Here is a 14628-nt window from a genome sequence, read left to right as displayed (position 1 = left end):
ATAATCTTTTGCTAAGGTTGATGGTATTCCCTGACTCATGATTATCAAAAAGTGTACCTTTTAAGAGTTCAGCACAAATTATTTTTGTTTTAATAAGCGATATTCCCTTAATTTCCTGTAAAATGTGGCTTCACTCATTTTGCATACTTCCAAGACTTCCGATAGAGGAAGCCTTTTCTTTTCCCATTCATGGACAAGCTCCCCAAAGTTCTCTGGAAGCGCGATTTCTGGTCTGCCGAATTTTATTCCTTTTCCCTTTGCCACCGCAATGCCCTGTGCCTGTCTTTTTCTGATGTTTTCACGCTCATTCTGTGCCACGAACGATAGTATCTGTAATACGAGATCGGCAATGAATGTTCCCATTAAATCTTTTCCATTCCTTGTATCTAACAAGGGCATATCTATAACGCATATATCAATCCCTTTTTCTTTCGTCAGTATTCTCCATTGCTCCTGTATTTCAAGATAGTTCCTGCCTAGTTGGTCAATGCTTAAAATATAAAGCAAATCGCCTTGTTTTAGCTTTCTTACAAGCTTTTTATATTGCGGACGTTCAAAACTTTTCCAGACTGCTTGTCTATGTAGATATTTTTTGAAAGTACATTTCTTTTTGATAGTTCGACAATCTGTCGTTCCTCATTTTGGTCTATGCTGGAAACCCGTACATATCCATAAACCTGTGCCATTTTTTATCAATCCTCCTTCCTATGGATATAGATAAATATCATAAACAAAAAAGCACCTTACTGTAAAAGTAAAATGCTTGGTAATTTCTGCCATCAAGAAGATACGCCTTATCACACAGCTTGTAAAGAGTGCTGACGCATTGCGTTGCAACAGGTTCTTGACAAGCTATGAGCTAAGACGTTGATAACGAACAAGCAGAAATGAAATAGTGTGCTGTTTCGCAGCATAAAAAAAGAGATACCAACACACCTATGCAGTATCTCTTAGCTTAGTAGCAATATTCTTTTGTTTGCAAGCAGGCAAACACAGGTTATTTCTTAATATCCTTTTGTTTGGAAAACTTCATTTTCCCATTTAGTAACAGCCTGCCTTGAAACATTAATCATTTCTGCTAAAGTTTCCTGAGAGTATTCATTTTTAATTCTAAGACTTTTTAATTTTTCTCCAAAATTCATACTATGCCTCCTTTTTTATAATCATATAAAAAAGCACATTAAAAGTCTGCTACCCATTATTATAATAATGCAACTTTTCGTTTCATCGGTGTTTTTAAATCATTTCTTTGATCGATTTCATATATTTTCTAGACTTATATTTTGCATCTTTCACAGAACTTCCTTTTGATAAAATATATAATTTTATTTTTGGTTCAGTTCCGCTTGGACGACAAATTATATCGCATCCATCTTCAAGTTCAAAAAACAAAACATCAGAAGTAACTTCATTAAGCTTTTCTTTTTCTCTTGTTTTTAAATTTTTAATGATATGGTTTTGATAATCTCTTACTCTTATTACATTAGTACCACTAAAATTTGTAGGAATATCTTTTCTTAATTTTACCCCTATGTTTTTTATTCTCTCTTCTCCATCTAAACCTTCCATATAAATACTTTCCGTTAGCTCATCGAAGTAACCGTATTTTTCATATAAGCAGTTTAGAGCATCAAATAAATCCATTCCTTTATCATAATAGTAACAAGCCATTTCACAAACGAGCATTGATGTAACTATTCCGTCTTTATCCCTTGCATAACTTCCCTTTAAATAACCTATACTTTCTTCAAAGCCATATATAAATTTGTATCTTCCCTCTTCTTCTATTTCTTTTATTTTCTTACCTACAAATTTAAAACCTGTTAAAACTTCATAAAGTTTAACGTTATTTTTTTTACATATTTCATCAACTATATTTGTAGTTACAATACTTTTGATAACTGCAAAATTATTTTTAAATTCTCCCTTTTCTTCCTTTGCCATTATTATATATTCAAGAAGCAAAGCTCCGACTTGATTACCGGTTATAACTTTATATTCGTTATCTTTATCTTTTGCCATAACCCCTACTCTGTCTGCATCAGGGTCAGTTCCTATTATTATATTTGCATTATTTTTTTTAGCAACCTTAATAGCCTCATTAAACCCATCTGCATTTTCCGGATTAGGAGATTTAACCGTTGAGAAATTTCCGTCTAAAACCATTTGACTTTCAACTTTTATAATATTATCTAGCCCTATTTTTGAAAGCACATATGGCACAAATTTATATCCACATCCATGAAAAGGTGTATATACTACTTTAAAATCATCTTTGTGTTTTATTGTATATTTTGAATACTCGCTTTCTGATAACACTTTTTCCAAATAAAGATTATCAATATCTTCTCCAATAATTTTAAGTAGTCCCTTTTTTACAGCTTCGTCTTTTTCCATAATTTTAATATCACTTAAAACATCTATCTTTATCATATTCTCATGAACTTTATATGCCATATCTGGAGAAAGCTGAGCTCCGTCTTCCCAATAAACTTTATATCCGTTATATTCCTTTGTATTATGTGAAGCTGTTATATTTATTCCTGAAATTGCTTTAAGATGCCTTATAGCAAAAGAAAGCTCCGGCGTTGGTCTAAGGTCATCAAACAAATAAACTTTTATACCCATATTACATAGAGTAAGAGCTGCTTCAAGAGCAAATTTATCAGAATTATTTCTCGGGTCATGGCAAATAACAACGCCTCTTTTTTCTTCTCCTTCATTTAAAATAACTTTTCCAAGAGAAAATGTAGTGTGCCTTATGGTATATATATTCATCATATTTATTCCAATACCCATAACACCTCTAAGTCCCGCAGTTCCAAAATCAAGAAGTTTTGAAAATCTATATTCTTTTTCTTTTTCGTCATATTTAATATTTAAAAGTTCTTCTTTATCTTCTTTATTTATTATGCTGCTATTTAAAAATCTATTATATTCTTTTATATAATCCATTTTTTCTCTCCTTTTATTCTTTTACAAAGGCTCTAATAGGACAAGCTTCCAAACCTTTTAGCTTAAGAGGAATAAAATAAAAATCATACGTTACTCCACTAACTAACTTATTAAGCCCTGTTAAATTCTCAACCAATAATACACCGTTTGATAAAAAAATATTATGAGCATCAAAGCCTTTATCTTCAAATGTTGCATCAAATCCAAAACAATCAATACCACAAATTTTAATATCCTTATTACATAAATATTTTACAGTTTCAATATCTAAATAAGGATGTTTTAAATATCTGTCAGTATTATAATATTTTGAATATCCTGTTTTAAAAATCAAAACATCTGTTTTTAATATATCTTCTTCATATTTACTTATATCTTTAACATAAATTATCTCATTATCTTTTTTATAACTTATATCAATTACAAAGCCTTTGCCTATAAAATCATCAATTTTATAATCATCTGCATTCTTCCCACCTTTTATAAAATGAGAAGGGAAATCAATATGAGTTCCGCAGTGAGAAGAAAAAGAAATATTATTTACCAAACATCCATCATCTTCATAAGAAAAACACTTTTTTATAATTGTATTTGGATCAGATGGATAAACCTGCATATTATTTTCAATGTTAATTGTCAAATCTATCATTTATAATCCTCTTATATACTCTTTTTATTAATTTTAACACAAAATAATTAAATTACTCTTTATTTAATATTGAATATTGCTATTGTAAAAAAAAAATAAATAATATAAAATAAACATGGAATAACAATATATTAACTTTTTTGAAAGAGAGAAAAATATGTACAAATTAATAGCAACAGACATCGATGGAACTTTAATTAATTCAAAAAGAATTCTAACAGAAAACACAAAAGAAGTTCTTAAAGAAGCTTCTGACAATGGAATTGTAATTATGCCATGTTCGGGAAGAGCTCCCGTAACATTAGACCTTATAACAGATCAACTTGATATTGATATGCCTCTTGCTTGTTACAACGGAGCACAAATATTAAGCGGAAAAAACGGTAAGGTTTTATATCAAAAAGGTTTAGATAAAGAAGATGCCATTTTAACTTATAAAGAAGGATGCAAAAGAAATGTCGGCGTAATAATTTGGACATTAGACGGAAAAATTGCATTTAATGAAAAAAACAGGCATACAAAACATTACTTGGATAATTCAAACTATAAAGATGAAGTTTTATACATAGGCGATGATTTGAGTTATTTTGACGATAAAGACAACAAAATAGCAAAACTTTTATGGCAGGATGATCCTGAAAAAGTAGAAGAACACATTCCTTACAGTAAAGAACTTTTAAAAGGCACAAATGCAATAAGTGCTACAAGTCAAAGTTTTTTACTTGAATTTACTCATAAAAATGCAAATAAAGCAGAAGCTATAAAACAAGTAGCAAAGGCTTATAACATAAAGCATGAAGACACAATAGGAATCGGGGATGGATTAAACGATATACCAATGATTGAATATGCTTCCCTTGGAGTTGCAATGAAAAATGCACACAAAGACGTATTAAAAATTGCAGATATAGTTGCACCAAGCAATGATGAAGAAGGCGTTGCTTATATTATAAATAAATATATGTTAGGTAAGGAATAATGAAAAGAGCATCTTTAGAAGAATTTTGTAAGAATCTTGAAGGCGAAATATTATACAGTGATTTTAGGAAAAATATCAGACTAAACACACCCTTTTTAACAAGACCGGGAATACAATTAACGGGATTTTTTGAATACTTTGATAATGACAGAGTACAAATAATTGGAAATACAGAAAATGCTTATTTAAAACATCTTACACCTCAAGTTAGAGAAAATAGAATAAGAGCATTATTTAAACATGATATTCCATGTGTAGTACTAACAAACGGTGTTAAAGAATATGATGAATTTGTTAAAATTGCAAGAGAAGAACACGTTATACTTATAAGAAGTAACTTCAATACAAACTTAAGTATAAATAAAACAGTAGCATTTTTAGAAGACTTATTTGCTCCTAAAATGCAGCTACATGGGGTTCTTGTTGAAGTTTTAGGTGTAGGTATATTACTTGAAGGTGAAAGTGGTATAGGTAAAAGTGAAATAGCACTTGAACTTGTTCAAAGAGGTCACCGACTTGTATGCGATGATTTAGTAGAAATTAAAAGATTAAACATCAATACTTTAGAAGGTTCTTGTCCTGAAATATTACAATATTTTATGGAAATTAGAGGAGTTGGTATTATTGATGTAAAGGCTTTATTTGGAATGGGTGCAATAAAGGATAAAGTTGATATAGAATTAATAGTTAGACTAGAACATTGGAACAATGAAAAGCATTATGAAAGATTAGGTACAGAATATCAAAAAGAAGAATTACTTGATGTTTCTCTTGATAAATTAATAGTACCTGTTAGACCGGGAAGAAATATGGCTGTTATAATAGAAACAATAGCAAGAAATTATCGTGTAAATGAAATGGATTATAATGCAGGTAAAGTTTTCTGTAAAAGAATAGAAACATTTAATAATGCAAATGCGAAAAAAGTAAAAAAATAAAGACTTACATTTTATGTAAGTCTTTTTATTTTTAATATGAATGAATGATTGCATCATCAAGTATATCCATATCGTTGTTAAAATCATTCAATGAAATTTCTTTTCTTTCGTCATAAACTGAATAGAAATAAGGCATTTCAATTTTTCCCTCATTTTCATCAAAAAGAATTATTGATAGTTCCAAAGAAAACAAGTACGGAAGTATTTCAAAAAAGTATTCTCTATCATTATTGTATAGAGATATAATATTCTCCTTATCAAATTGGCTCAAATTATTTTTAAACCCACTAAGCTGTGATATCACATAGTTTAAGTGTTCACTTCTTTTAAATATAAACCCATTTACAATAACACATAACAGTAACAAGTTAAGTTGGCAAACAAACATAATACCAACATTACTGTAGTGAATTGAAAAGTAAGGAACTGATATATTACCACATAGTATAAATATGCTTGTAACTAGAACGGCATATTTTATATAAGTACTGCTGCTTGTTTGATATGCAACAATCAAATGGGACAATAGATAATACATAAATCCCGCTAAAATCAATAATAATATTGTAAAAGCAACTCTAAATCTTAATGCTCTAAAAGCAAAGTAAGAATATATTATGAATGACACAATAAGAAGAATTGCAAATAATACACCTGTCAATCTTCTAAAAAATCTTGATGTTTTATCTTCAATATTACTATCTTTAGAATAAGAATTATTTATAATATTTTCCATTCTAGAAAAATAATGTCCTTCATTTTCAAATAATTCCTTGCTGCTAACAGAATTTCTATTCCCTTTAAAAAGAATTTTATATATAAATCTTTCAAACTTTGTTGTGTATTTATCTAATTCTTTTATTTTCTTTATAATAATTTTGCCATCTATATCTTTAAAAATACTAATATATTTTTTTATGGCAAGGGACAGTATCAAAGATACAAAATGATTACTTTGAACTTCTCCTGTATCTAAATAGCCTGCAACAAATCCATCCATACCACTTGGAGGATAAACAGCTATTTCTTGATTAACCTTTTTATCTTTACCCCATATAAAATAAATTATTAAATTTAAAATAAGTAAAGCTACAGCACAAAGTAAAAGTATGGTTAATATATTCGGAGGAAGCTTTTTACTAAACAGCTTCTGCGTTACATATATAACAACTCCTATAACTATAGCTAAAATTAATAGAATTATACCTTCTTGAACTTTTTCTTTTTTCCTATCCATAATTTTCTACCAGCTTCCGCCGCCACCGCCGCCGAAGCCGCCTCCAGAGAAGCCGCCTCCACCGGAAAAGCCACCGCCACCACTTGAAGAAATATCACTTACCTCTACAGCACTTACAGTACTGTTCATAAACAACATTCTATCATATAGACGTGACATCATATAATAATCCCAAAATGTAGGAGAATTATATGAACTATACCATGTAGGAGGTTCCATTGTTATATCTTTAAATTTATCCATCCATTTTGAACTTATTCCAAGTACAAATGTATAAGGCATTATATCATAAAAATATGAAGGATTTTCTTCAACCAATGCCTCAAGTTTATCTTTTTCAGTAACAATCAAAAAGTCTTTAAATCCAAGTATCTTTCCAATAATACTATCTAAATATTTACTTCTTTTATATGTCATACCTGTTAAAAATACGCTTATGATTAAAATAATATTTTGTAATAAATAAAAAATCACGCTAAATGATAAAATATTTAAAACAAAACACATTGCTCCCATAAGTAAAGCATATAAAATCAAACAAAATGCTATCCCAAAAACTTTGCTTTTGTTACTTCCGGTGTGCATCTTACTTATCAAATAAATAATTGATATATAAATACCGCCTATTAAAACAGTTGATGCAAATCCTAAAATTAAGCTTATAAGCATACTATAAAATATTTGATAGAAAGTATAAGTATAGCTTACAAATGCAAATAGACAGACTACACCGGTCATTATACGCTGCATTTTTAAAGAAACTCTATCACTTAAACTCTTTTCTCCGCTAAACTCACTTTGCAAATCGTCTCTTGCAAGTGTTAGTGCTGAAGAATACTTATATTTAAGTGAAGATAATTTCACTTCATCAGAAGAAGCAAACAAATTATCAAATAAACATTTTTCATAAAGTTTTGCATCTTTTGGTAAATTTTTCACCTTTATAAAAATAAGTTCAGCTTCACTTTCTTCTCTAATTTTAAGATATCCTTTAGATGCAAAATATATTATCATTGATGTTAGATTTTTATCACTCCAACTATCTCCTGCAATATATCCAACCTCTGCCGGAGTCATGTTATTTGGGGGATAAAATTCAACTGTCTTTATTATTTTTTCATCTTTCCCATGTTTTGTAAATACAAATAAAGATAATATTAATATTAATGCTGAAACTATAAGAAAGATAATATCAAATAATTTATTATTTGAAGATGCATTTACAAAATATCCATCAGGAAGCTCTATTCTAACTGTAACACTTTCATGATTATAAAGTTTAGAAGTTGTATATCCTTTTATTACATTATTATCAACACTATACTCTACATTACTGTCTGTATTGCCATAAGAACCTGATGTAAAATTAATTAAGTTTGTATCAAAATCTTTTGGCATTTTAATTGTAAAGGTTACTTTATCAATGGTTGTATCCCAGTCGTTTCCTATAAGGTTAAAATAAACATCATCAAACTCATTTATTCCGTCATTACCGACAACATAAGTATATTTAATTTTATAAGTTTGCTTACCAGTTACATATTCGTCACTATCCCCTATTTGCAATACTATATTATCAAAATTTCTTTCTGTAGAATAATCACTTCCAACTACATCAATATCTTTTACTTTAATTAAATGTGTTTTTTTTACATCTTTTCCATCAATATTTCTTGTAGCTGAAGAAATTGTAGGGATTGTTCTGAATATACCATGTTTTTGATTATATCCAAAATCTACATCTATTGTTTCTTCTATTGTATAGCTGTTATCATCATTTACTACCATATTTATTTTATAATTATCTATGGTAAATGCTTCCGATGCAAAAATATTTGTAGATGGAAGCAAAAATAAAAATAATAATACTACTAAGCCTACAATCTTTCTTGTTCTTTTCATATTAATACCTAAATGTTAAAATTCAACTTTTACGTTTTCTCTTTCTTCTTCACTGTTTACTTCAAATAAAGGTTTAGCAGAAAAACCAAACATATTTGCTATAATATTAGTTGGAAAAACTTCTGTTTTTGTATTAAAAGTATTAACTATAGCATTATAGTATTTTCTTGAAGAAGCAATTTCTTCTTCCATTCTATTTAAATCATTTTGAAGAGAAACAAAATTTTCATTTGCTTTTAAATCAGGATAACTTTCAGAAAGAGCAAATAATGATTTTAAAGTACCTGAAAGAACATTTTCTCCTTCAATTTTATCTCCAACACTAGAAGCATTCATAGCCATGTTTCTTGCACTTATAACTTTTTCAAGAGTGCCTTGTTCATGTTTTGCATAACCTTTTACTGTTTCAACTAAGTTAGGAATAAGGTCATATCTTTTCTTTAGATAAACATCCATAGTTGCAAAAGCTTCTTTTATTTTGTTATTTAACTTTACAAAATTGTTGTAAGCTGATATTAAATATAGAACAATTACAGCAACAACAATTAAAATGATAATTAATGTAATCATAAACTTTCTCCTTTAAAAATACTTTTATTATATTTTATCATATAAACTCAAATCTAATTATACTTTTATATAAAAATATTAAAATAATTATGAAAAGATTTACCTACATTATTATTTACAAAACAACAAAAAGGGTATAAAATAATAAGGAATTTTTCAAATACAAATAAAAACAGTTTACATTTATTAGGAGGAAATATATTAATGAAAGTTCTTGTAATTAACTGCGGAAGCTCTTCGCTAAAATATCAACTTATTGATATGGATAACAACAATGTTTTAGCTAATGGAGTAGCTGAAAGAATAGGTTTAGAGGACGGAATTTTAACACATAAACAACCTGGAAAAGATAATGTAGTATTTAATGAAAATATGCCTACACATAAAGAAGCTCTTCAAATTTTAGTAAAGGCTCTTGTTGATAAAGAATATGGTGTTATTAGCAGTTTAGATGAAATTTCTGCAATCGGACATAGAATAACAACAGGCGGCGAAAAATATAATGAATCAATCAAAGCAACAGATGAAGTAATCGAAGGATTAAAAGAATGCAGTGAGCTTGCACCTCTTCACATCCCTGGACAAGTAATGGGTCTTTTAGGATGTAAAGAAGTATTCCCTGGAAAAGAAATGGTATGTGTATTCGATACATCTTTCCATAGAACAATTCCAAAACAAGCTTATATGTATCCTATTCCTTATGAATACTATGAAAAATATAGTATAAGAAAATACGGTTTCCACGGAATCTCTCATCAATTTGTATCACAAAAAGTAGCTGAGCTTATGAATAAAGATGTAAAAGATTTAAAAGTAATTGTATGTCACTTAGGTAATGGTGCTAGTATTTCTGCCGTAAACAAAGGGGAATGTATTGAAAACTCAATGGGATTCACTCCTCTTGATGGTCTTGAAATGGGAACAAGAAGCGGTTCTATCGACCCATCAGTAATTCCATTCCTTTGCGAAAAAGAAAACAAAACACCAAAAGAAGTTGAAGATATATTAAACAAAGAATCAGGTTTACTTGGAGTTTCAGGAGTATCTTCAGACTTTAGAGATATAACAGATGCTATGGAAAAAGGAAACGAAAGAGCAAAACTTGCATTTGATATATTTGTATATAGAGTAAAAACAACTATTGGAGCTTACACTGCTGCAATGAATGGCGTTGACTGCATTGCATTTACAGGTGGTATCGGCGAAAACTCAACAGACGTTAGAGCTGCAATATTAAAAGACATGGAATTCTTCGGTATTGACTTTGACGAAGAAGCAAACAATGTAAGAGGAAAAGCTCAATTTATAACAAAACCTTCTTCAAAAACAACTTGCATGGTTGTTCCAACAAATGAAGAATTAATGATAGCAAAAGAAACAATAAATATATTAAAATAGCCAATAATTAATAATAATATATTGACAAATTATAGCTAAAGATATATAATTGTTCTTACTGTGACGCTAGGAGGAAAAAAGTTGATTATTAAACTTAAAAAAATATTAGATAGCGATAATCAGTGCCTTTTAATTGATGAAAAACTTGAAGATTTTTCTTATAAAGATTTTCAAATTTCAAACATTAATGTAAAAGGTGAAGTATTTAAGCAGTCTGATATTTTACAGTTAAGTTGTAAAATACTTTTGACTTATTTTACAACCTGCGACAGATGTTTGGAAGATATCCAAAGAAATGAAGATTTTCCTTTAGAAAAACAGTATGATATCAAAGAGATTGAAAACAGTGAAGCTGAAGGAATCGACCTTAAAGAAGCTGTAAGAGAACAAATTTTATTAAATATGCCGAATAAAGTTTTATGCAAGGATGATTGTTTAGGCCTTTGTCCAGATTGTGGTATAAACCTAAACAAAGAAAGCTGCGATTGTGGTAAAAATAAAATTAATCCAAAATTTGCGGCACTTAGTAAACTATTAGAGGGCGAAGGTGAAAACTAGGAGGTGAATAATCATGGCAGTACCAAAGAGAAAAATTTCTAAAGCAAGAAGAGACAAAAAAAGAGCTAACAGTTATAAAATCGCTATGCCTGCATCTAGCGTTTGTCCAAAATGCGGAGAAGTAAAAGCTCCTCACAGAGTATGTAGCGTTTGCGGAACATATAAAGATGTAACTGTTATTGATGTTGAATAATAAAGATAAATTAAAACACTGTACTAAGGTACAGTGTTTTTTATTATTTTTACAAAAGTGACCAAAAAGTGACCAGATACTCTCATATTATTGACAATGAACATATGTTCTACTAATATTAAATAAAAGAAATAATATAGAGGTAATAAAAATGTTTAGTAAATTATATTCAGGAAGCATTATGGGAGTTGATGGAATAATCGTAAGCGTTGAAACAGATATCATTACCAAAGCCCTTCCTTCAATGTCAGTTGTAGGGCTTGGGGATATTGCCGTAAAGGAATCAAAAGAAAGAGTTTTTGCAGCAATAAAAAATAGTTCTTTTCAAATACCCCTTGGTAAAATAACAATCAATTTAGCACCTGCAAATATAAAAAAAGAAGGAACTTTTTATGATTTACCAATAGCCATTGGTATCCTTCTTTCTTCTACACAGATTTTTTCAAATATTGATTTAAATAAATATTTATTTATCGGAGAGCTTTCACTGGACGGAACACTTCGAGGAGTAGACGGAGTTCTTCCAATGGTTATGGAGGCAAAAAATAACGGAATAACAAATATTGTCGTTCCTATTGAAAATGCAAAGGAAGCATCAATTATAGACGGTATAAATGTATATCCTGCAAAAAATATTTTAGAAGTCGTTTCTCATATTAATAATAGAAAACCAATAAACAAGATGGATTTTAATGATAATTATTTTTCAAATGATGAAGATACATTATCAGAACTAGATTTTGCAGATGTAAAAGGACAAGAAAGCGTTAAAAGAGCAATGGAAATAGCAGCTGCAGGAGCACATAACATTCTTATGATAGGTCCTCCGGGAAGCGGGAAAACAATGCTTGCAAAAAGATTTTCAACTATTCTTCCTAAAATGACATTAGAAGAAAGTTTGGAAGTTACAAAAATATATTCTGTATCAGGACTTTTAAAGAAAGATGAACCACTAATAAAAACAAGGCCATTTAGAAGTCCTCACCATACAATATCAGATGTATCTTTAATTGGAGGAGGAAGAATACCAATTCCGGGAGAAGTAAGTCTTGCACACCTTGGAGTATTATTTTTAGATGAGTTCCCTGAATTTCAGAAGAAAGTATTGGAAGTTTTAAGACAACCTCTTGAAGACGGAGAAGTTAATATTTCAAGAGTATATGCTTCCCTATCCTACCCTGCCGATTTTATGCTTCTTGCAAGTATGAACCCTTGCCCTTGTGGGTATCTTGGAGACAGTAAAATAGAATGTAAATGCACAGATAACCAAAGAGAAAGATACAAAAACAAAATATCAGGGCCTTTACTTGACAGAATAGATATTCAAGTAAAAGTTCCAAGACAAGACTATGACAAATTAAGAATAAATAGTACTAAATCAGAAACAAGTACACAAATAAGAGAAAGAGTAAATAAAGCAAGAGAAATCCAGCTAAAACGATATAAAGGAACTAACATTCTTTTTAACTCCATGTTAACTCCAAGTAAAATAGAACAGTGGTGTAAAATTGGAGAAGAAGAAGAAAAACTTATGAAAATGGCTTTTGATAATTTGAATTTATCAGCAAGAGGCTATCATAGAATTTTAAAACTTGCACGAACAATAGCAGATCTTGACGGAGAAGAAAATATAAATTCATCGCATATAAGCGAAGCATTACAATATAGAGGAATGTAAGTTGTTTTATCATAAAAAGCAGTATAAAATATACTGCTTTTTATATTGGAATATTTTTAAAAACAAAATCATTCCCATTATAATTAAATGATATTGTAATACTTTTTACATTTTCATTAAAAGGAAGGAATCTAAAATTCAAAGTTTCTTTATATTTTAAAGGCTCATCAACAGGATAATCATCAAAATAAAAGTTTATGGGTTTATATTCCATTCCAAGATTATCAACAACTTTTAAATTATTAATTTTATGATTACTTATGGGATTTTTATTTTGGTTTTCTACTAAAAAAACTACATAAAAAGAGCTTTTATTTCCACTCATCCAAGAATAAGTAATAAAATAATTTTCATTTAATACCCTTTCTATATCTATACTTACTCCTCCTTTTGATAGATAATATTTACTTTTCCCATAATCTTTCTTTAACAAGTCTTTTATGTTATAAGGAACATTTGAATCCATGTTTGAAACAGAAAATGACATTCCGTTAAAAATAAATGTAAAAATAACAAGACCTATGAAAATAATTAATAATAAATAAATTATACTTTTTAATGTTCTTCTTTTTCTCATACTAAAATATATGAACTTTAATTTTTTATATGATTAAACAATCAATAAGTTAAAAATCACCTCAAAAGCCTTTACAGCCTTAATTTTAGGTAAAAAAAATATAAAAAAATACATATATTATCTTGCATATAAAATGCCCTTATGATATCATAAACAAGGTTGACAAAAAATCACAGATATGCTTTAAATTCTTTGGTTCTCATTTATGAGCTGAATTGGCATATCAAGGAAAAAACCAAGGAGGAAAAAGAATGAGTTACATTCAAATGAAACAATTATTAGAAGCTGGTGTTCAATTCGGACATCAAACAAGAAGATGGAATCCAAAAATGAAAAAATACATCTTCACAGAAAGAAATGGTATTTATATCATTGACTTACAACAAACAGTAGGATTAGTTGACGATGCTTGCAAATTTGCAAGAGAAATCGCTGAAGAAGGCGGAGAAATCTTATTCATCGGAACTAAAAAACAAGCTCAAGAAGCTATCCAAACTGAAGCAATTAAAAGTGGAAGTCACTTCATTAACCAAAGATGGTTAGGTGGTACACTTACAAACTTCCAAACTATTTCTAAAAGAATTAAAAAATTACACGAATTAAATCAAATGGAAGAAGACGGTACTTTTGATGTACTTCCTAAAAAAGAAGTTATCTTACTTAAAAACCAAAGAGATAAACTTGAAAAATTCCTAGGCGGAATTAAAAACATGGAAAAACTTCCATCAGCATTATTCGTAATCGACCCTAAAAAAGAAAGAATTGCTATTTCAGAAGCTAAAAAACTTAATATTCCAATTATCGCTATTGTTGATACAAACTGTGATCCTGATGAAATTGATTACCCAATTCCAGGTAACGATGATGCTATCAGAGCCGTATCATTAATCGCTTCTACTATTGCTAATGCTATTTTAGAAGGAAAACAAGGCGAACAAATGGAAGAGGCTGTAGTTGAAGAAGCTACAACAGAAGTTAAAGAATAATATTATCA

14 protein-coding genes and 1 pseudogene are annotated in these 14628 nt (G+C 29.2%); 7 read left to right on the top strand and 8 right to left on the bottom strand.

Annotated features, from left to right (window positions below; genetic code table 11):
• Positions 1-78 precede the first annotated feature (78 nt).
• The 4 genes and pseudogenes from ACTQYZ_RS03960 to ACTQYZ_RS03945 form a co-directional block, all read right to left on the bottom strand.
• Positions 79-686: pseudogene (locus ACTQYZ_RS03960) on the bottom strand (recombinase family protein).
• A gap of 318 nt (positions 687-1004) precedes the next feature.
• The gene (locus ACTQYZ_RS03955; RefSeq protein WP_441022868.1) at positions 1005-1142 is read right to left on the bottom strand and encodes a helix-turn-helix transcriptional regulator; all 138 of its coding nucleotides are present in this window, start codon (positions 1140-1142) and stop codon (positions 1005-1007) included.
• Positions 1143-1236: 94 nt separating this feature from the next.
• Positions 1237-2955 (bottom strand): phospho-sugar mutase, encoded by a 1719-nt coding sequence (locus ACTQYZ_RS03950; RefSeq protein WP_441022866.1) that lies wholly within the window; start codon positions 2953-2955, stop codon positions 1237-1239.
• Positions 2956-2968: 13 nt separating this feature from the next.
• Entirely contained in the window at positions 2969-3604 is a 636-nt protein-coding gene (locus tag ACTQYZ_RS03945) for a cyclase family protein (RefSeq protein WP_441022864.1), read from the bottom strand.
• A gap of 157 nt (positions 3605-3761) precedes the next feature.
• Here ACTQYZ_RS03945 and ACTQYZ_RS03940 point away from each other — a divergent pair, with 157 nt between their 5' ends.
• Positions 3762-4583, top strand: coding sequence for a Cof-type HAD-IIB family hydrolase (locus ACTQYZ_RS03940; protein WP_441022862.1), 822 nt, complete (start codon positions 3762-3764; stop codon positions 4581-4583).
• Positions 4583-5521 carry an HPr(Ser) kinase/phosphatase gene (gene hprK / locus ACTQYZ_RS03935; protein ID WP_441416064.1) on the top strand — a complete coding sequence of 313 codons (939 nt, stop codon included), beginning with the start codon at positions 4583-4585 and terminating at the stop codon, positions 5519-5521. Before ACTQYZ_RS03940 ends, hprK begins: the two co-directional genes overlap by 1 nt.
• Positions 5522-5552: 31 nt before the next feature.
• Here hprK and ACTQYZ_RS03930 read toward each other — a convergent pair whose 3' ends face one another.
• Genes ACTQYZ_RS03930 through ACTQYZ_RS03920 form a run of 3 tightly spaced genes read right to left on the bottom strand, consistent with a single transcriptional unit; the run spans position 5553 to position 9230 of the window.
• Positions 5553-6758 carry a DUF2207 family protein gene (locus ACTQYZ_RS03930; RefSeq protein ID WP_441022858.1) on the bottom strand — a complete coding sequence of 402 codons (1206 nt, stop codon included), beginning with the start codon at positions 6756-6758 and terminating at the stop codon, positions 5553-5555.
• 6 nt (positions 6759-6764) lie between these two features.
• The gene (locus ACTQYZ_RS03925; protein WP_441416063.1) at positions 6765-8660 is read right to left on the bottom strand and encodes a DUF2207 domain-containing protein; all 1896 of its coding nucleotides are present in this window, start codon (positions 8658-8660) and stop codon (positions 6765-6767) included.
• A 15-nt stretch (positions 8661-8675) separates the two neighbouring features.
• Complete coding sequence (locus ACTQYZ_RS03920) at positions 8676-9230, bottom strand: LemA family protein (protein ID WP_329384011.1); 555 nt, start codon at positions 9228-9230, stop codon at positions 8676-8678.
• Between the two features lie 204 nt (positions 9231-9434).
• Here ACTQYZ_RS03920 and ACTQYZ_RS03915 point away from each other — a divergent pair, with 204 nt between their 5' ends.
• From ACTQYZ_RS03915 to ACTQYZ_RS03900, 4 genes are all read left to right on the top strand, one after another.
• The gene (locus ACTQYZ_RS03915) at positions 9435-10628 is read left to right on the top strand and encodes an acetate/propionate family kinase (protein ID WP_441416062.1); all 1194 of its coding nucleotides are present in this window, start codon (positions 9435-9437) and stop codon (positions 10626-10628) included.
• An 81-nt stretch (positions 10629-10709) separates the two neighbouring features.
• Positions 10710-11186: a YceD family protein gene (locus ACTQYZ_RS03910; RefSeq protein ID WP_441022853.1), complete on the top strand. Its 477-nt coding sequence runs from the start codon at positions 10710-10712 to the stop codon at positions 11184-11186.
• A gap of 13 nt (positions 11187-11199) precedes the next feature.
• Positions 11200-11379, top strand: a complete 180-nt coding sequence (gene rpmF / locus ACTQYZ_RS03905) for a 50S ribosomal protein L32 (protein WP_138268708.1) — start codon at positions 11200-11202, stop codon at positions 11377-11379.
• A 151-nt stretch (positions 11380-11530) separates the two neighbouring features.
• The gene (locus tag ACTQYZ_RS03900; RefSeq protein WP_441022851.1) at positions 11531-13057 is read left to right on the top strand and encodes a YifB family Mg chelatase-like AAA ATPase; all 1527 of its coding nucleotides are present in this window, start codon (positions 11531-11533) and stop codon (positions 13055-13057) included.
• Between the two features lie 40 nt (positions 13058-13097).
• Here ACTQYZ_RS03900 and ACTQYZ_RS03895 read toward each other — a convergent pair whose 3' ends face one another.
• Positions 13098-13634: a hypothetical protein gene (locus tag ACTQYZ_RS03895; protein WP_441022849.1), complete on the bottom strand. Its 537-nt coding sequence runs from the start codon at positions 13632-13634 to the stop codon at positions 13098-13100.
• A 251-nt stretch (positions 13635-13885) separates the two neighbouring features.
• Between ACTQYZ_RS03895 and rpsB the strand changes: the two genes are divergently transcribed.
• Positions 13886-14620, top strand: a complete 735-nt coding sequence (gene rpsB / locus ACTQYZ_RS03890) for a 30S ribosomal protein S2 (protein WP_441416061.1) — start codon at positions 13886-13888, stop codon at positions 14618-14620.
• The last annotated feature ends 8 nt before the right edge of the window (positions 14621-14628 follow it).

The sequence above is a fragment of the Anaerofustis sp. LCP19S3_F7 genome (assembly GCF_052119445.1).
Classification (GTDB): Bacteria; Bacillota; Clostridia; order Eubacteriales; family Anaerofustaceae; genus Anaerofustis; species Anaerofustis butyriciformans.
Note: the sequence above shows the minus strand (reverse complement) of the source record. Positions and strands in the feature narration are given on the sequence as shown.